The organism is Blautia sp. aa_0143 (assembly GCF_004167315.1).
In the GTDB taxonomy this organism is placed as follows: domain Bacteria; phylum Bacillota; class Clostridia; order Lachnospirales; family Lachnospiraceae; genus Blautia_A; species Blautia_A fusiformis.
Map to the genome: position 1 here is coordinate 36,443 of NZ_RCXU01000021.1, position 16,425 is coordinate 52,867.

Genomic DNA, 16,425 nt, shown 5'->3' on the forward strand with positions numbered 1-16,425 from the left:
TCACTTTTTTCTTAAATCGAAAGTAAATCTTTGCTTTCTTTTGGTACTTGAAGAGTATATATTTTATTCTTCTTGTTTGTGATTATTTTTAATGTGATAAAATCTTTGCTCAATTTAATATTAGCAGGAATGTCAAATAGGACAATTTCAAATATTCCTTGTGATGATTGCAAAGAGATCGGAAAATCCGCACTGAATATTCTTTCAGTGATGGGAATATCTGTTTCATTGTGCTTTGGATAATAACGTTCAGCAACCCATCTATGGGTTAGAACACATGAATACGAAGCGCGATGATTCAAAAGTAAAGAAACTTTGGTAATAATTATAGGAGAAGATGAATTGTTCTGAAAGATTAAACCTAGTTTGATAGACTTTTTGTTTTCTACATTTAAAGTGCACAGTGTTTCCAATGAAACAGAAATATTTGTTCGTTTACTCCAAAGTGAATGAATGAATTGAAATAGAGAAAGAACAAATCCTGCGATCGCAATAACGGTTGTAAGCAAAGACTTATTTTCTACAACAAATTTAATAATAGTGTTTGGCATAATTAACCCTCCGTTTTTTTTATTAAAGTATAACACAGAAAGGAGAACAATGAACGAATTAATACCTATTAATTACAGTGGTGAAGAACCAACTGTATCAGCAAGAGATTTATATAACTCTCTTGAAATCAGTAAGCGATTTTCGGCATGGTTCGAAACAAACTCTCAGGGATTCGTTGAAAACGAAGATTTTACAAGTGTACTTTCAGGTACGGTTGTAAATAACGGAGCGCACAGAGAAATACAGGATTATTCTTTATCAGTAGATATGGCGAAACACATTTGCCTTATGAGTAGAACTGAAAAAGGAAAAGAATGCCGACAGTATCTCATCGATCTCGAAAAAGCCTGGAACACGCCGGAACAGGTATTTGCCAGAGCATTAAAGATGGCGGACCAGACGATTGCGAAGCTGAAAGACTCTGTTAAGTCGCTGTCAACAGAAGTTAATATGAAAAATCAGATCATCGGAGAATTAAAACCGAAAGCTGACTACTACGATGAAATCTTGAATAATCCAGGGCTTGTAACAATCACCCAGATTGCAAAAGATTATGGAATGTCCGGTAAAAGGATGAATGAAGTCCTTCATGATCTGGGAATCCAGTATAAGCAAAGCGACCAGTGGTTATTATACAGTAAATATCACGGAATGGGATATACGCATTCCAAAACAGTTGACATTGTGAGATCAGATGGCAGACCGGATGTGAAGATGAATACCAAGTGGTCACAGAAAGGAAGAATCTTTCTTTATGAGACGTTGAAAGAGAACGGAATTCTTCCGGTGATTGAACAGATAGCAGCATCATAAATCAGATGCACAATCAGGAGGTAAAAATCAGATGATTAAATGTGAAAAAGGAAACGTATCAATCAACGGTGCGGGAAATGAAGTCATCCACGATCTTTCGGAGATCATATCTCGTACCTACAGTTCCTTTTCGAAAGCGTTCGGAGAGGAAAAAACAAAACAGATGATCTTCAAGGCGGTAAACGCCGGGATGGGAGCGGACAAATGACGAAAGCAGAGAAATTTAACCTTTATGCTGATACCTTATACGGAATGTGCCGGAAAGCACAGGACACAGTTCCAGAAGCAAATGTGTGCTTTGAATGTAAGGTTTTCAGCAGTGAAAAGTTGGGGACGTATCGCACGATATGCGTCGGCATCACAACGACTGAAGGAAGCAGAAAATATTATGATGTGTGCGAAGCATTACGTGATATGGAGGAAAACTTTGTATCTGTAAAAGCGGTGCTGAACAACCTGTTACTTAATGCCCCATGTCCATACTGTGAAAAGGAGGAAGAAAATTGATGGCTGTAGAAAAAGAAAGCTCCGTGGATTTTATCCCGGAGACCGTTGAAGAAGAATATGCCATGCTGGCAGGCAGATTGAAAGCCGTTGAAGCTTATCTTGATGCTTCAGATTACGATTACATCGACAAAAACGTTCTGGCTGCCATGTTAGGCATTTAAGTTGTAAGCAGCCCCGGCGGTGCAGGAACACCAACCGGAGCACGTATCTAACTTAGCTTGAGTAAGTTAAATACAGGTTGATTATATCACACCTTCCTGTATTTGACAAATAAAAACACAGGAGGGCATTTTTAATGTCTAAAATCACTAAAGAAACTAGTAAAACACTTGCTTCTGAGATTATCGAAGACCTTGAGAAGGAAGCAAGGAACAAAGATCTGGCAATCATTGCTCTGCTGACTACAGTGCTGGCAATGGGATTGCTGGGGAAAGGAAAACAGTGAGAACTTATTTAGAAGGGCTTGCAGTGTTCGGAGTTTCTGGTCTGGCAATCGTGTTCTTTGCCGTATGTTGGGCTGTGACTGATTTGGATGCACTCACGATTCTGGCATTAGATTACATCTTAATGAGTACAGTCGGACTGGCAGTGATGCTTAAAATCAATGACTTCGTACACGACATTAAAAGGAAGGAAAAAGAGAATAGAAATGCAAGATTTAAACAGAGCAACACTGACCGGATTCGTAACTGATCCGGCAGAAGTCAAATTTAAGCCAAGGAAGGGCAAAAGTTTTCTGGTCGTCAGAAGTGATCGGTTCAGCGGAACACCGGACGATATCATTGTTGAGATCCCGAACAGACTCAAAGGTACGTTCCGGGAATGGAATTGGATAAAAGTTTCGGGAAGAATCCGTTCCAAATGGGTCAGAGCGGATCACCAAGAGAAAAAGTACATGTATCTGGAAGCATACGATGTCAGCACAGAAGGGACGCTTCTTGTGAATACGGTAGAAATGACTGCAAACATTTGCAAGAAGCCGGTGCTGAGAAAAACACCATTAGGAAAGACAATCTGCGAAGTTTGCGTGGCAATTAATGGATACAAACGGTCAGAATATATCTCCTGTATTTGTTGGAGAGACCTGGCGGTGAAAGCTTCTGAATGGAAAGTAGGTACAAAAGTTAAATTAAAGGGACGTATGCAGAGCCGTGACTATTGGAAGAAGCAGTCAGATGGTTCCTATGTTAGAAAAACAGCATACGAAGTTTCAGTAATGGAGATGGAGGAAATCAAAGATGAAAAAGGTAACTTTGAAAAAACTCAGCGTTGAAAACTATAAGAAATTTGAAGCAAGAGAATTTGATTTCGCAGGAAGAACAGAAGTTTCCGGAAGAAACAGACAGGGCAAAACTTCTCTGATGGACGCATATTTTGATGTTCTGACCGGAAAACTGGCAGACGGAACACTCCCGAACAATATCCGCCGGAAGGTTGACGGTGAAGAAGTTAATGATCCAGTGGTGAGAGAACTGGTTATTGACGTTGACGGAACGGAATATGTTGTCCAGAAAAAGACCAAGAAAGGAAAATCATCTAATACGGTTGAATATTACGTCAACGGAATTAAGCGAAACAAAACCGAGTATATGGAGATTCTTAAAAGGATTGCCGATCCTGATACGATTGCCATGTGCAGCAACGCCAGAGTGTTTTTGAATGAGATCCAGAAAGCAACAGCAAAAGCAAGGGAAACACTGGGGGGAATAGCTGGATTCAGTGAATCACAGTTCAGAGCAGAGCATCCGGAATATGAATGGATAAAGAACGAAGGTGTGGAAGGAGATTCTATCGAAGAAATCTTAAAAGCCCGCAGAAGAGACCTGAGAAAAGCCAAGTCAGATGTTGATGATATTGCAAAGCAGATCAGAAAAGAGCAGGGCCGACAGGTTGAATGCGATGAAACACTTCCGGCGCAGAGAGACGATCTTCTTGACTTGCTGAAAGAAAACGAGAAGCAAGAGGAAGTACTCTGTAATGCTTCAAGGGAATACGACCGGATTTCTATTGAGCTGGCAGGACTGAAGCGTTCACGTGACGCACTGGTTGAGAAAGCTGGTAAAACAGCTAGAGAAAAACATGACAGAATAACTTCCTTATTATATACGCTGAAATCCGATAAGAAAAATGCCGAGAACAAATTAAGACTTGCCGAAATGGATCTGGAACACGCTAACAAAGGAATTGAACGCCACAAAGCAGCATTGGCGCATGCTAAAAAGAAATATACGGAAGCATTAAAAGAGAAGTGGGGCGGCGATACCGAACTTACTGCAATCCGTGGAGAAGAATTTGACCCGGCATTAGCTATTTGTCCGACATGCGGACAGACGCTTCCAGAAGAACAGGTGGAAACTGCGAAACGCAAGTTTGAGTTTAATAAGCAGTCCAGGATATCCAAAAAATTAGGAGAGAAAGAACAGTTTGAGAAAAATAAACGCACCAAACTGGAGCAGATCACTGAGGACGGCAACGAAGCTTCCGAGGGATTGAAAACAGCGAATGAAACTAAGAAAGAAGCCGAAGCAGCTATTGAAACTACCAAGAAAGAAATCACATCTCTGGCACTTGAAATCGCAGAAACAGAGAAAGAAGCGGAGAAACCGATTCCAGAACCGGATATGTCTGATGATGAAGAATACAAGGCTGTTTGCGACAAAATCTCAGCACTGGAAGAAAGTCTCAATGGCATCGGAAACGGCGAAAATGACAGGATTTTATTTAGCAACAACCGTCATTCTCTGGAAGCAAAGCTCAGAGATGTTGAAGCAAAGATTAAGACTCAGACCGCAAGGCTTGAGGAAAAAGCTAATAACCTTGAAGCATTACAGGAAGAACAGAAGAAGCTTTCACAGAAACAGGCAAACATTCAGCAGAAAGTAGATCAGTTGACCGAGTATTCCATTGAGAAGAACAAGGCACTGGCAGCAGTGATTAATCCGCACTTCAAACATTTTCAGTTCCAGTTCCTTGACTACACACAGGATGGAGAACCGTTGGAAACTTGCCGGATGATTTGCAACGGTATTGATTACGCAAACGGTCTGAACCACAGCGATCGGATTCTTTGCGACATTGACCTTGTGATGGGATTACAGGAGATGAATGACTTACGGCTTCCGGTTTGGGTTGACGATACCGAAAGCATAAATTCGGACAGGATTCCAGGATTAGATACACAGATGATTTTGCTGAGAGTTTCGGATGGGGAATTGAAGGTAAAAGGGATTTGAAAATTAAGAAAAGGAGGAGAAGAAAATGCAGTTAGCCACATGGGGAACATACAGATTCAAAGCCGATGCACAGAAATGCGCAGATGAAATCATGGAAATCTGTGAAGAATTGGAATCGGCTACGCCACAGCAGATTCTTGAAAAAGCTAGAGATGGGAATACTGAACTTCATAAGTGCTTTACGTGGGATGACACCGAAGCAGCAGAGAAATGGAGAATCGCAGAAGCCAGATCAGTTGTAAGAAATCTCAAGATTGTTGAAATGAAGCCGGATAAAGAGTCGGAGCCGACAACAATCAGAGTTTTCTACAAAACTGACAGTTCATCTGGATATAAACCAACAAAGCTGATTTTAAATAAACCAGACGAATACAAAGCACTCGTAGAACGTTGCAGGAGTGAACTTCTGACAGTGAAACAGAAATTCCAGAACATCTCGGAATATGAAGAAATATGGGAAATGATTAATTAAATATGACAGCCGTTACTGCACTGATATGCCTATGAGAGTAGGAGCATAAGAAAGCACAGCACAGCGCAGAATATTATAGCACAAGACAAAACATAACAAAATATTTGTTATCTAAAACTTTTATTCTTGTAGGTTTATGAGTGCAGTAGCGGCAAACTTCCTACGTTGATATGCCTGTAAGATAGGCAAGAAAAAATAGCGCAATATAACACATAACAGAACACAACATGGCAGAACTTATTTTACAGGTTTATGAGCGTAGGAAAACATAGTATTTATTAGTCTGCATAAGCAGAAAGATAGGATAACTCACAACAAAACAAAATAAAATAATTCAGTATAGTGCAGGACCTCTTTCTCTTGTGCAGAGTGATAAGTGTTGTGGAACACTTAATAAAAAATAAATCAAAAAACAATAGGACATAAGGTCATAGAACATCAAAGCACAGCACTTCAATGGAGGACTGTTTTACAGGCGGTATAACCGTCAGGACATTACAGGAAATAAAAGCAAAGAATACTATATGACACCACAGTTTATATCGTCTATAAAGCAGTTCTCCAAACAAAGTTGAATATTGGGTAGGTGGCATGAAAAATGTCACAGGAAAGTAAAGAATAACTCAGTATATGACAGCATAGGACACTATAGGACAATTCATGTTACCTACCGAGCATTCAACTCGACTAGATGTATTTAACTGGCAGTAGAAACTGTCATAATAGGAAACCGCAAAACCTTATATGCGAGAACAAAATAATACAGTAAACAATAGCATAGCACAAGACATGATTTCTATTGTCAGCTAAGTGCATCTGGAATTTGCGTAAAGATTCAAGCGGATTAACCGCAATATAGGATGAGACATTATAGAACAGCACATAATAAAACAGCATAATATATTACAAAAAATATTTATTGTGAATTAATCTGCTTGAGTGTTTGCGCAAACAGAAACTATAAAACAAATCATAAAATTTCGGAGGGAAAACATTATGGCAAAATCAAAAACATTTACAATCGAACCTTTAAAGGAAACAACATTAAGACTGGAACTTATCGGTGATACAGACCTGATCCTTCACAAGAGAAGCAGATATTACGAGCAGGCTGAATGCTGGAAACAGGCTCACGATAAAGGCACAAAAATGCCGGAAATATACAATCAGGGTAAAAACATCTGGGAGGGACTTATCACAGGCATTCACTGGGAGAAACCGATTACTTTCCACGATGAAGATATTTCTCTCTATACACAGGAAGAATGGGAGTCATACATGAAAGATAATCGCCCTTGCATTCTTACTCAGGCATTTAAGAAAGCGTTTACGGAAACATTTATTACTTTCTTCAAAGATTCCACAGGTAAGAAAGGAACAGATATTAAGCGTTCTCTTTCAATGACAGGATCAATTTGTCCAGTAGACTTTGAGAGCGTTGAAGTGGTAAACAACATTGTTCCTACATCTGGAATCAGTGCAAGCCCAGTTCTTTGCAGCAGTAATGTGTTCCATAATTGGAGAACCACTATTGAAGTATCTTGCCCGGATATTGTATTTCCACATGAGACAGTTTTGCAGCTGATTGAAACCAGTGGAAAATATATCGGTATCGGAACACAGCGAGCAAACGGAAACGGAAGATATCATATTAACCCAGAAAATGTAACAATCAGTTAAATAACAACAGTTCGGTGGCATATGAATCCGGGTGAATGCCCGGAAAACACAGAAAAATATAATACTTTAAAACAACAAAAAATAGAAAATTATAAAACATTCATTCTGTTTCATATGCCACTGAGCATAACTCTCAGGTGCATTCACGGTGGATTGAGATTCTATCAAAATAGGGCACTACATAATAACACAACAAGGATTAGAACAGCGTAGCATATATTTTTATTTTGAATTTCGATTCACTATGTATGTGCCTGCGAGGAAGATAAAAAATAGAAAAGGAGAATTAAAATGGCAGAAAACACACAGGTAGCAAATTTCAACACGCAACTTTCCTACTACACAAATCGTTATGTCGATTTAATGGAAAGAGATTTAACTTCAAGAGGAATGGAGTTTGATTCTTATTCAAAAGATTGCGTAGTGGCAGCAATGGGATCTATTTTCCAGATGGTGCACGAGAGCGGCGTTAATTTTGACGCAAACCGGTAACTATGCCTTATTCAGCTGCAAAGATTGAAAAAATGCAGCGGATGTTTGACGAGTCCAGAGAAAAAGTTTTGGCAGCCAGAAATGAAGAGATTGAAAAAGCGTACCAGAAAGGCAAGGAAGACGGGATCAATAGAACCGTGAGCGTTTTGAACAAAGTTGTAGAAAACGCAAGGGAAGAAGAAAGAGAGAAAAGCTACAACGCCGGTTTCGAACAAGGGTTTACGGAAGGGCAGGACTGGGCGAATGTTGAGAACAGTGTAACATTGCTTTTGGCACTGCATAGAGCATACGACTTTGAACCGGAACAGCTGATGAACGTAGTGAAAAAGAGTAACAAATATGTGCATCAGGCAAATGAAGGAAAACCGACTATCGGTGCTCTTGCACGGCAGTTGTACAATGAATGCCAGATAAAGTTGTGCGAACACGAAGTGGAAATTTTAAGAAAGTACAGTTTATTTGAAGAGGGTGATCCATATGATTAAGATAAGCGCAATGTACAAAGATTCCGGCGGAACAAACCCGTATCACAGATGCGATGAATGTTTACGGTACCGGCCCGGAAAGCATCCGAGGTGTCTGAACTACAATGGAGATGTGGATTGGAAACCAAACTACATTGCTTGCAAGTTCTTCACAGATGAAAAGGAAGATGAAATCAAAGGACAGATGGATATATTTGATTTTTTGTAAAACAAAGTAATTGATTAACTAAAAAACGCTAGAATCCATTTTACATAAGTTTACATAGAAATATATGCCTAAAATGTTTTAAAAGGATTCTGGACCTTTTCGTCAAAGAAAGGAGTGCGACATGAACAAAGCGTTATTACTGGCGTTGAACGAACGCATATACCTTCAGGGACTGATCAGCAGAGAAATGAAAGAAAAAATTGATATTCAGATTCTTTCTGAAAATTGAACCAAACTATTGAGCGGAGATGAGATTAAAGGTATAATAATCTTATCTCTGCTCTTCCGACTAGAAGGGAGAACGGGGCATGAACGTTTATCGTACTAGAGAAATACTAAAAACTTGCAGCATTTTTGACTTGAAATTAAAAGTGGCGTTTTACGCAAGAGTAAGCACAGAATCAGAAGACCAACAGGTTTCTATACATCACCAGGATGAATATTACAGAAACTTCATTGCACAAAATAAAAACTGGGTGTTTGTTGGTGCGTACATTGACAACGGAATATCGGGAATAAGAACTGAGAAAAGGGACGAATTTCAACGCATGATGGCAGATGCCAAAACTGGAAAGATTGATATGATTGTAACGAAAGAAATTACCAGGTTTGCGAGAAATACGCTAGACAGCATAAAATATACAAGAGAATTACTGATGTATGGTGTGTGTGTATGGTTTCAAAACGACAACATCAATACGATTGACGAAGATAGTGAGTTACGACTTACTATAATGTCCGGAATTGCCCAAGATGAATCAAGAAAACTCTCCAATCGAATAAAATTCGGACATGCACAGTCAATAAAAAATGGTGTAGTCCTCGGATCACGAATATACGGTTACATCAAGAAAGACGGAAAGCTTACAGTTGATCCCAAAACAGCTCCGATGATAAAAGAAATATTTGAAAAGTATTCTACCGGAGAATGGTCTACGTCCACTATTGAAAAATACCTGTACAAAAAAGGATATCGAAATTACAAAGGCGGAAAACTCAGCCGAGATAATATCAAAAAGATAATCAAAAATCCGAAATACAAAGGTTATTATTGCGGCGGTAAAGTAAAAGTTGTCGATATGTTCACTAAAAAGCAAGAGTTTTTGCCAGAGGACGAATGGACAATGTACAAAGACGACGGGAACCATGTTCCGCAGATTGTAGATGAATCTGTATGGAATAAGGCAAATGTCATTATGCAAACACGGAGCGATGCGATCAAATCCCATAGAACGTCTTTCAAACAAAACAATTTGTTTACCGGGTATATCTTTTGCGGGGACGATGGAGCGCCGTATTGGATGAAACAACGCACTGCAAGAGGACGTGAAGATGTAAGATGGGTATGCAGTTATCGCATAAAAAATGGAGCACAGAGCTGCAATTCTTTCGGAATACATGAAAAAGAATTAAAAATAATGCTTGCAGACCTTATCAACAAATCTGGTGATATCCAAGCAGCTATTGAAAGATATATAAGTTTGGTCGAAAAGAACATAGACTTCAGCAACGATGGGGCTGAGATAAACCGACTTAAAAACATGGTTCTTCAGCTAGAGAAAAAGAAAGACAAACTTCTCGACCTTAATCTGGATGGAATCATAACAAATTCTGAATACCTTGAAAAAAGCGAAAAATTCAAGAATGAAATCCAAAACATAAACAATAAACTTTCCGAACTGGAATCAAAAGAAGAAGCCAATAAAGATTCCCATTTGAAATTAAAAGAAATCGGCAAGATATTAAATGATTTACAAGGAATTGGCCCGGAAGATATTACCAAAACGGTTCTAGGAGAATTTTTGGACAAAATAGTAATAAATCCAAAGCGCCCGCAGGAGTGCGAAATTTTGTTCTTTTTAAAGACCGGAGATGTAAAAAAAAAGTCAATAATCGAGCGGGGTAAACAGAGTTGTTCTGAATACTTTTTTTTGACCATATATCCGCCTACGGATCCGTTCTGTTTGGAAGTCAGGTTTCCGTTGTATCCGTCTGTAAGCGGAACACCCAGCTCGTTTGCTACCTCATATTTGAAACGGTCAAGTGCGCCCTTTGCTTCCGGTACAACTGCTTTGTTAGAAGAAGTGTTACTTGGCATAATTCATTTCCTCCTTGGTTGTTATTTGGTTTGATGTTACATTGCTAGTATGTGAAAACCATAAAATAATACACTGGCAGTTAAAGGAAATTTAACATATAAAAATATTTCTGTTCATAAATTATACCGCAGTAAAAACCGAATGTATGGTTGCTTTTTGACTGGAATTGCGGTTATAATAATCTCTGCATCACATATAATATCTGTCAGACAAAAAAAGTAAGGGGGTCCCGTGAAAAAGAAGCGTTATCCTACATACAAGCGAAAATATAAACGAAAAAAACAGCCCAGGCGAAAAATACTCACAGCCATTATCCTGTGTGTCATCCTTGCAGTATGTAATGGCTGGATGCCGCCGCGGAGCCTGAAAGAGGTAAAAGATCAAAGCCGGATCTTCGGACAGGTATTTCTTACATATATAGAAGAAAATGCGCAGATCCTCTGGGAAGATGTTTCGGAATCCGCTTCCGATGCAGTGGCAGGATTGCTGAAACAATCCCAGACGAAGACAGGAGGGCAGACAGAATCTGTTTCTCTGGATCAGATTCCAGAATACAGTGGCAGTCCATATGTGGAGATCAATAGAAATGTACCCTCTTTTTCTGATAAAAAAAGCGCAGGACCTGCATACGAATTTTATAGTGAACTGGATTCCCTAGGGCGCTGCGGTTATGCAGAATCCAAGGTCACACCGGAGCTGATGCCTGCCGAAGAGCGAGGAGCGATCGGAATGGTGAAGCCTACAGGATGGCATACTGTAAAATATGAAAATGTAGATGGCAGGTATCTGTATAATCGCTGCCATCTTATCGGGTATCAGCTGACTGGAGAGAATGCAAACAAGAAAAACCTTATCACAGGAACCAGATATCTCAATGTGACGGGAATGCTTCCTTTTGAAAATGAGGTTGCAGATTACGTGCACAGTACAGGAAATCCCTGCATGTATCGTGTAACTCCGTTTTTTAAGGGAGATGAACTGGTAGCCCGGGGTGTGGAAATGGAAGCCGAATCCGTTAAAGACCAGAAGATATCTTTCCATGTTTTTGTTTATAACATACAGCCGGGAATTGAAATTGATTATACTACAGGAAACAGCTGGGAAGAATAGAGTATATGGAGTAACGCCGGGGAAAATATTAATTTTTCATGAATTTACATGAATTAAATTGCACTTTTTTGGGCGTTATGCTAGAATCAGTTACAGAGTTATATGATTTTACCTATATAAAGGGGAAAAAGGGATGTAACCCAAGGGCAGAATGGAGAGGTGAATTATGAATTTAGGAATTATTGCGCATAACAGTAAGAAAGTTCTGATTGAAGACTTCTGTATTGCATACAAGAATATCCTTACCAAACATGAAGTATATGCAACCGGAACAACAGGAAGAAGAATTGAGGAAGCAACCAGTCTTCACGTTCACAAGTTTCTTGCCGGAAGTATAGGCGGAGACAAGCAGTTTATGGAGATGGTAGAGCGTCAGGATCTGGATATGGTGATCCTGTTTTATAACCCTGTCATGATGGACCCGGTAGAGCCGGATATCATGAGCATTGTTAAACGCTGCGACCAGTACAACATTCCGGTTGCTACAAATATTGCCACTGCGGAACTTCTGATCCTTGGACTGGCCCGCGGTGATCTGGATTGGAGATTAAATCTGAAATGAGAGTCATAGCAGGAAAAGCACGTAGATTAAACTTAAAAACCATTCCCGGAAATGAGACACGACCAACAACAGACCGTATTAAGGAAACTCTTTTTAACATTCTCCAGCCTGAAATACCGGGTTGTCGGTTTCTGGATCTGTTTTCCGGAAGCGGAGCGATCGGTATTGAAGCTCTGAGCCGTGGAGCCGAGTATGCCGTGTTTGTGGAAAAAAATCCCAAAGCATGTACTTGCATCCGCGAAAATCTTTCATTTACAAAACTCACGGATGGTGGTAAACTGCTGAACATGGATGTGCTTCAGGCACTGCGTTCACTGGAAGGCGGAGAACCATTTGACTGTATTTTTATGGATGCACCATACGAACAGCATCTGGAACAACCAGTCCTTGAGTATCTGGCTGACAGCACTCTTGCAGATGAAAACACGCTGATCGTTGTGGAGGAAGATCTACATACGGATTTTTCTTATGTAGAGGACCTTGGATATCATCTGGTACGTTCCAAGGAATATAAAACCAACAAGCATGTTTTCCTAAAAAAATGAAAGAGAGACAGACATATGATAACAGCAGTATACCCGGGAAGCTTTGACCCGGCAACCTATGGCCATCTTGACATCATTAAGCGGGCAAGCATTTCATTTGACCGGGTTATAGTGGGAGTTTTGCATAATTCTGCAAAAAGTCCGTTGTTTTCTGTAGAAGAACGTGTTAAGATACTAACAAAGGCGACAAAAGATATCCCGAATGTGGAGGTGAAAGCATTCGAGGGCCTGTCAGTGAACTTTGCCAGGGAAAACCATGCCCAGGTGATCGTTCGAGGGCTTCGTGCTGTCACGGATTTTGAATATGAACTGCAGATGGCCCAGACTAATCGTGTTCTGGCACCGGATGTGGACACCGTTTTTCTTACAACCAGTCTGGAATATGCATACTTAAGCTCCACGATCATGAAAGAAGTTGCTAATTTCGGAGGAGATCTGAGCAAATTCGCTCCACGTGAGATTACGGATGCAGTCGAAGAGAAATTGAAAAAAAGAGAAACAGAGAAATAAGGAGAGTGTATTATGAGCAGCAGAATTGAACAGATTATTCAGGAGATTGAAGAGTATGTGGACAGCTGTAAATTCCAGCCTCTTTCCACTACCAAGATCGTAGTGAACAAAGAAGAGATTGAGGAGTATTTACGTGAACTTCGTCTGAAAACTCCGGATGAGATCAAACGTTATCAGAAGATCATCAGCAATAAGGATGCGATCCTTGAGGATGCTCAGGCTAAAGCTGACAGTCTGATCGCAGATGCTCAGGCCAAAGCTCAGGAACTTGTTACACAGCATGAGATCATGCAGAAAGCATATGCACAGGCAAATGAGACCATAAATGCTGCAAACAAGCAGGCTCAGGAGATTCTTGATTCTGCAACACAGGATGCAAACAGCATTCGTCTCAGTGCGATCACATACACAGATGATATGATGGCTAATATCGGTTCTGTCCTGAATCAGACACTTGAAGATGCCGGTGGTAAATACAAAGCATTTATTGATGCTCTGCAGAGCTGCCTTGAGGTTGTTAATCATAATCGTCAGGAGCTTGCACCACAGACTGCTCAGGCAGCGGCAATCTCCAATACCTTCCAGGATGATGACAGTTCTTCTATAACAAAAGAAGACGAAGATCTGTTAGACGATATCGGAGAAAACTAGGATCAGGAATATCGCACTGGCGTTCAGACATTTTGAAATGGCGTAGGGGATCAGTGACAAACTGTTTTCCAATACGCTTTTTGTCTGAGCCATGACGCAAAAGCCACCAAAAGAAGTCAGGAGCATAGAAGCAAGGTATCTGCTTTTCCATGGCAGTGGTGCGCCGGCAATCTGTTTCAGCCCGGTAGTTAGTTCCAGTGGTGCTGTGAACAGCATACAGCTTTGTGCATGAAATGGCCAGTAAAAGCTGATACTGGCGAGTATCAGTGAGAAGAGGAGAATATAGCCCCCGAGACGTGTGATGGTTTCAAATCCGTCCATGATCGAGACATCCAGGATGACTCCTATGGAGTCCTGTTGGTATGTCTCTTTTTTTATCTTGTTTACGCAGACAGAGTCCACGGTATGCCCGCGATATACAACGAAACGAAAAAACAGCATACAAAAGAGATCTGCCGCCAGAAAAGTGAGGATCATCTGTACTGCTGATATCTTATTTTTCAAGAGTATCCCGGAAAGATAGGAAATGATAAATGCGGGACTTGCATTACAGCTAAACGTAAGAAGATATTCCCCTTCTCTGCGGGAAATCTGCTGGTCTATGTACAGATCATGTGCCAGTTTGGCTCCCATAGGATATCCGCATAACAGACCCAGGATCAGAACATAGGCTCCAGCAGGTGAAAGCCCGAAAAACGTTTTCCAGAAGAAAGCAGATGGTTTCAGAAGCTTCCGGATATTTCCAGTTTTTAATAATGCTCCTGTCAGGATCAGAAATGGCAGCAGAGTGGGAATCATGATATTCAACCACAATCCAAGTCCATTTTTTACTCCGGTAAGAGCTTCTTTTGGGTGAAAAAGCAGAAAAAACAACAGGCAGATATAGAAAAATATGATTATTTTTCGTTTCATAAAAACAGGTCCTTGCTTTTTTTACAGTATATGATTATTATAAAAGACAAATGAATTTATGAAGCAGAAGGAGGCAGAATTTATGCCAGTATTAGAAAATTGTGAACCAAAGAGAGTTTTTCATTATTTTGAAGAAATCTGCAAGATTCCTCATGGTTCCAGAAATACAAAACAGATCAGTGATTTCCTTGTGGAATTCGCGAAGGATCATGGATTCAGATATGTACAGGATGAGCTGAATAATGTAGTGATCTACAAGCCAGGCACACCAGGATATGAGAATTCTCCCACAGTGATCATCCAGGGCCACATGGACATGGTATGTGAAAAACGACCGGATGTAGATCATGATTTTACAAAAGATGGTTTGAACATCTCTGTAAAAGATGGTTATATCACAGCCAACGGAACAACTCTTGGCGGTGATGATGGTATTGCAGTTGCTTATGGCCTTGCCCTTCTTGACAGTACAGATATTCCACACCCTCCTCTTGAAGTACTGCTCACGGTTGATGAGGAGATTGGTCTTCTTGGTGCAGTCGGTCTGGACTGCAGCGTGCTGAAGGGAAGAAGATTTATCAATCTGGATTCTGAAGCGGAGGGAAGTCTCTGGATCAGCTGTGCCGGCGGTCTTTCCGGTATCAGCCATATCCCTGTCCAGCGCGTAGAAGGAGAAGGAGAAAAGGTACAGGTCAAAGTCTGTGGACTTATGGGCGGACATTCCGGTGCCGAGATTGACAAGAACAGAGCGAATGCCAATAAACTTATGGGACGGTTTCTTTACGGACTTAAGAAAAAAGCGGAATATGCCCTTATTTCTCTTACAGGCGGACAGAAAGACAATGCCATTACAAGAGAGTGCACCGCAGAATTTCTTACGGATTCCGTTGCTGAGGTAAAAGCTTACGCAAAAGAGCTCCAGGAGCAGCTCCGTGAAGAATATACTGGTTCTGACGAAAACATTACTTTTGAAATAACAGAAAAGGGTACTGCAACAGCAGAGGTTCTTCATCCTACAAGTCAGGAAAAGATCGTATTTTATCTGCAGAATGTACCATTCGGAATCCAGAAAATGAGCGGAACCATCAAAGGCCTGGTGGAAACCTCCAGCAATATCGGTATCCTCCGTCTGGATAGGGACGAGCTTTTTGCAAGTTCCAGTGTAAGAAGCTCTGTAGACGCTGCATGCAGTGCATTATCTGATAAGATTGAATATCTCACAGAAATTCTTGGTGGTGACTATGAAGTACAGGGTGCATACCCGGCATGGGAGTACAGAAAGGAATCTCCATTACGAGATAAAATGGTTGCAGTTTTTGAGGAAATGTACGGACATAAGCCTGAAGTCGTAGCGATCCACGCAGGCCTTGAATGCGGGCTTTTCTATAAAAAAATGGAAGGACTGGACTGCGTATCCCTTGGACCGGATATGAAGGATATCCATACATCCGAGGAGGTTCTCAGCATTGCTTCCACAGAAAGAGTATGGAACTATCTTGTACAGGTTCTCAAAAATCTGAAAGACTGATCCCGTTCGGAGTATGTTCGAACTTTTACCCTGGAGAGACGTAAGGTTTCTCCAGGGTATTTTTAT

General features: G+C 40.6%; 20 protein-coding genes and 3 pseudogenes. 20 read left to right on the plus strand and 3 right to left on the minus strand.

Annotated elements, in window-relative coordinates; genetic code table 11:
* Nucleotides 1–11 precede the first annotated feature (11 nt).
* Nucleotides 12–551 carry a hypothetical protein gene (locus tag EAI83_RS11760; RefSeq protein ID WP_129975457.1) on the minus strand — a complete coding sequence of 180 codons (540 nt, stop codon included), beginning with the start codon at nucleotides 549–551 and terminating at the stop codon, nucleotides 12–14.
* 49 nt (nucleotides 552–600) lie between these two features.
* Between EAI83_RS11760 and EAI83_RS11765 the strand changes: the two genes are divergently transcribed.
* From EAI83_RS11765 to EAI83_RS17605, 14 genes and pseudogenes are all read left to right on the plus strand, one after another.
* Nucleotides 601–1,365, plus strand: a complete 765-nt coding sequence (locus EAI83_RS11765) for a phage antirepressor KilAC domain-containing protein (RefSeq protein ID WP_129975459.1) — start codon at nucleotides 601–603, stop codon at nucleotides 1,363–1,365.
* Nucleotides 1,366–1,396: 31 nt separating this feature from the next.
* Nucleotides 1,397–1,573, plus strand: coding sequence for a hypothetical protein (locus EAI83_RS17280; RefSeq protein ID WP_158526463.1), 177 nt, complete (start codon nucleotides 1,397–1,399; stop codon nucleotides 1,571–1,573).
* Nucleotides 1,570–1,872 (plus strand): hypothetical protein, encoded by a 303-nt coding sequence (locus tag EAI83_RS11770; RefSeq protein ID WP_129975461.1) that lies wholly within the window; start codon nucleotides 1,570–1,572, stop codon nucleotides 1,870–1,872. Before EAI83_RS17280 ends, EAI83_RS11770 begins: the two co-directional genes overlap by 4 nt.
* Nucleotides 1,872–2,033 carry a hypothetical protein gene (locus tag EAI83_RS17285; protein ID WP_161206368.1) on the plus strand — a complete coding sequence of 54 codons (162 nt, stop codon included), beginning with the start codon at nucleotides 1,872–1,874 and terminating at the stop codon, nucleotides 2,031–2,033. The genes EAI83_RS11770 and EAI83_RS17285 overlap by 1 nt, the downstream gene beginning before the upstream one ends.
* A gap of 134 nt (nucleotides 2,034–2,167) precedes the next feature.
* Nucleotides 2,168–2,317: a hypothetical protein gene (locus tag EAI83_RS17290; protein WP_161206369.1), complete on the plus strand. Its 150-nt coding sequence runs from the start codon at nucleotides 2,168–2,170 to the stop codon at nucleotides 2,315–2,317.
* Nucleotides 2,314–2,565, plus strand: coding sequence for a hypothetical protein (locus EAI83_RS17295; protein ID WP_161206370.1), 252 nt, complete (start codon nucleotides 2,314–2,316; stop codon nucleotides 2,563–2,565). The genes EAI83_RS17290 and EAI83_RS17295 overlap by 4 nt, the downstream gene beginning before the upstream one ends.
* Nucleotides 2,522–3,145, plus strand: coding sequence for a single-stranded DNA-binding protein (locus EAI83_RS11775; RefSeq protein WP_161206371.1), 624 nt, complete (start codon nucleotides 2,522–2,524; stop codon nucleotides 3,143–3,145). The genes EAI83_RS17295 and EAI83_RS11775 overlap by 44 nt, the downstream gene beginning before the upstream one ends.
* A complete protein-coding gene (locus tag EAI83_RS11780; protein WP_129975465.1) occupies nucleotides 3,111–5,105 on the plus strand; it encodes a hypothetical protein in 1,995 nt (664 codons plus the stop codon). Before EAI83_RS11775 ends, EAI83_RS11780 begins: the two co-directional genes overlap by 35 nt.
* A gap of 25 nt (nucleotides 5,106–5,130) precedes the next feature.
* The gene (locus EAI83_RS11785; RefSeq protein WP_129975467.1) at nucleotides 5,131–5,577 is read left to right on the plus strand and encodes a hypothetical protein; all 447 of its coding nucleotides are present in this window, start codon (nucleotides 5,131–5,133) and stop codon (nucleotides 5,575–5,577) included.
* A 996-nt stretch (nucleotides 5,578–6,573) separates the two neighbouring features.
* Nucleotides 6,574–7,257: a hypothetical protein gene (locus EAI83_RS11790; RefSeq protein ID WP_129975469.1), complete on the plus strand. Its 684-nt coding sequence runs from the start codon at nucleotides 6,574–6,576 to the stop codon at nucleotides 7,255–7,257.
* A gap of 291 nt (nucleotides 7,258–7,548) precedes the next feature.
* Entirely contained in the window at nucleotides 7,549–7,749 is a 201-nt protein-coding gene (locus tag EAI83_RS11795; RefSeq protein ID WP_129975471.1) for a hypothetical protein, read from the plus strand.
* Nucleotides 7,750–7,751: 2 nt separating this feature from the next.
* Nucleotides 7,752–8,234: a hypothetical protein gene (locus EAI83_RS11800; RefSeq protein ID WP_129975473.1), complete on the plus strand. Its 483-nt coding sequence runs from the start codon at nucleotides 7,752–7,754 to the stop codon at nucleotides 8,232–8,234.
* Nucleotides 8,227–8,442, plus strand: coding sequence for a hypothetical protein (locus EAI83_RS11805; protein WP_129975475.1), 216 nt, complete (start codon nucleotides 8,227–8,229; stop codon nucleotides 8,440–8,442). Before EAI83_RS11800 ends, EAI83_RS11805 begins: the two co-directional genes overlap by 8 nt.
* Before the next feature lie 308 nt (nucleotides 8,443–8,750).
* Nucleotides 8,751–9,860, plus strand: a pseudogene (locus EAI83_RS17605) (recombinase family protein); the annotation flags it as partial.
* Between the two features lie 494 nt (nucleotides 9,861–10,354).
* On the opposite strand, the pseudogene EAI83_RS17905 reads toward EAI83_RS17605, so the two are convergent.
* Nucleotides 10,355–10,540: pseudogene (locus tag EAI83_RS17905) on the minus strand (small, acid-soluble spore protein, alpha/beta type); the annotation flags it as partial.
* A 475-nt stretch (nucleotides 10,541–11,015) separates the two neighbouring features.
* Here EAI83_RS17905 and EAI83_RS11815 point away from each other — a divergent pair.
* The 5 genes and pseudogenes from EAI83_RS11815 to EAI83_RS11835 all read left to right on the plus strand — a co-directional run.
* Nucleotides 11,016–11,645, plus strand: a pseudogene (locus EAI83_RS11815) (DNA/RNA non-specific endonuclease); the annotation flags it as partial.
* Between the two features lie 172 nt (nucleotides 11,646–11,817).
* Nucleotides 11,818–12,213: a methylglyoxal synthase gene (locus EAI83_RS11820; protein WP_129975479.1), complete on the plus strand. Its 396-nt coding sequence runs from the start codon at nucleotides 11,818–11,820 to the stop codon at nucleotides 12,211–12,213.
* Nucleotides 12,210–12,758 (plus strand): 16S rRNA (guanine(966)-N(2))-methyltransferase RsmD, encoded by a 549-nt coding sequence (rsmD, locus tag EAI83_RS11825; RefSeq protein WP_015524909.1) that lies wholly within the window; start codon nucleotides 12,210–12,212, stop codon nucleotides 12,756–12,758. Before EAI83_RS11820 ends, rsmD begins: the two co-directional genes overlap by 4 nt.
* Nucleotides 12,759–12,773: 15 nt before the next feature.
* Nucleotides 12,774–13,268: a pantetheine-phosphate adenylyltransferase gene (gene coaD, locus EAI83_RS11830; RefSeq protein ID WP_015524910.1), complete on the plus strand. Its 495-nt coding sequence runs from the start codon at nucleotides 12,774–12,776 to the stop codon at nucleotides 13,266–13,268.
* Nucleotides 13,269–13,280: 12 nt separating this feature from the next.
* Nucleotides 13,281–13,919, plus strand: a complete 639-nt coding sequence (locus tag EAI83_RS11835) for a hypothetical protein (RefSeq protein ID WP_015524911.1) — start codon at nucleotides 13,281–13,283, stop codon at nucleotides 13,917–13,919.
* Here the strand turns inward: EAI83_RS11835 and EAI83_RS11840 are convergent.
* Nucleotides 13,896–14,831, minus strand: a complete 936-nt coding sequence (locus EAI83_RS11840) for a sporulation integral membrane protein YlbJ (protein WP_021651491.1) — start codon at nucleotides 14,829–14,831, stop codon at nucleotides 13,896–13,898. The genes EAI83_RS11835 and EAI83_RS11840 overlap by 24 nt on opposite strands.
* 82 nt (nucleotides 14,832–14,913) lie before the next feature.
* On the opposite strand from EAI83_RS11840, the gene EAI83_RS11845 reads away from it, so the two are divergent.
* Nucleotides 14,914–16,359: an aminoacyl-histidine dipeptidase gene (locus tag EAI83_RS11845; RefSeq protein WP_129975481.1), complete on the plus strand. Its 1,446-nt coding sequence runs from the start codon at nucleotides 14,914–14,916 to the stop codon at nucleotides 16,357–16,359.
* Nucleotides 16,360–16,425 lie beyond the last annotated feature (66 nt).

Coding starts and splice junctions, on each gene's coding strand:
- EAI83_RS11760 (WP_129975457.1), bottom strand. CDS start 551: ATGCCAAACACTATTATTAAATTTGTTGTAGAAAATAAGTCTTTGCTT.
- EAI83_RS11765 (WP_129975459.1), top strand. CDS start 601: ATGAACGAATTAATACCTATTAATTACAGTGGTGAAGAACCAACTGTA.
- EAI83_RS17280 (WP_158526463.1), top strand. CDS start 1,397: ATGATTAAATGTGAAAAAGGAAACGTATCAATCAACGGTGCGGGAAAT.
- EAI83_RS11770 (WP_129975461.1), top strand. CDS start 1,570: ATGACGAAAGCAGAGAAATTTAACCTTTATGCTGATACCTTATACGGA.
- EAI83_RS17285 (WP_161206368.1), top strand. CDS start 1,872: ATGGCTGTAGAAAAAGAAAGCTCCGTGGATTTTATCCCGGAGACCGTT.
- EAI83_RS17290 (WP_161206369.1), top strand. CDS start 2,168: ATGTCTAAAATCACTAAAGAAACTAGTAAAACACTTGCTTCTGAGATT.
- EAI83_RS11775 (WP_161206371.1), top strand. CDS start 2,522: ATGCAAGATTTAAACAGAGCAACACTGACCGGATTCGTAACTGATCCG.
- EAI83_RS11780 (WP_129975465.1), top strand. CDS start 3,111: ATGAAAAAGGTAACTTTGAAAAAACTCAGCGTTGAAAACTATAAGAAA.
- EAI83_RS11785 (WP_129975467.1), top strand. CDS start 5,131: ATGCAGTTAGCCACATGGGGAACATACAGATTCAAAGCCGATGCACAG.
- EAI83_RS11790 (WP_129975469.1), top strand. CDS start 6,574: ATGGCAAAATCAAAAACATTTACAATCGAACCTTTAAAGGAAACAACA.
- EAI83_RS11795 (WP_129975471.1), top strand. CDS start 7,549: ATGGCAGAAAACACACAGGTAGCAAATTTCAACACGCAACTTTCCTAC.
- EAI83_RS11800 (WP_129975473.1), top strand. CDS start 7,752: ATGCCTTATTCAGCTGCAAAGATTGAAAAAATGCAGCGGATGTTTGAC.
- EAI83_RS11805 (WP_129975475.1), top strand. CDS start 8,227: ATGATTAAGATAAGCGCAATGTACAAAGATTCCGGCGGAACAAACCCG.
- EAI83_RS11820 (WP_129975479.1), top strand. CDS start 11,818: ATGAATTTAGGAATTATTGCGCATAACAGTAAGAAAGTTCTGATTGAA.
- rsmD (WP_015524909.1), top strand. CDS start 12,210: ATGAGAGTCATAGCAGGAAAAGCACGTAGATTAAACTTAAAAACCATT.
- coaD (WP_015524910.1), top strand. CDS start 12,774: ATGATAACAGCAGTATACCCGGGAAGCTTTGACCCGGCAACCTATGGC.
- EAI83_RS11835 (WP_015524911.1), top strand. CDS start 13,281: ATGAGCAGCAGAATTGAACAGATTATTCAGGAGATTGAAGAGTATGTG.
- EAI83_RS11840 (WP_021651491.1), bottom strand. CDS start 14,831: ATGAAACGAAAAATAATCATATTTTTCTATATCTGCCTGTTGTTTTTT.
- EAI83_RS11845 (WP_129975481.1), top strand. CDS start 14,914: ATGCCAGTATTAGAAAATTGTGAACCAAAGAGAGTTTTTCATTATTTT.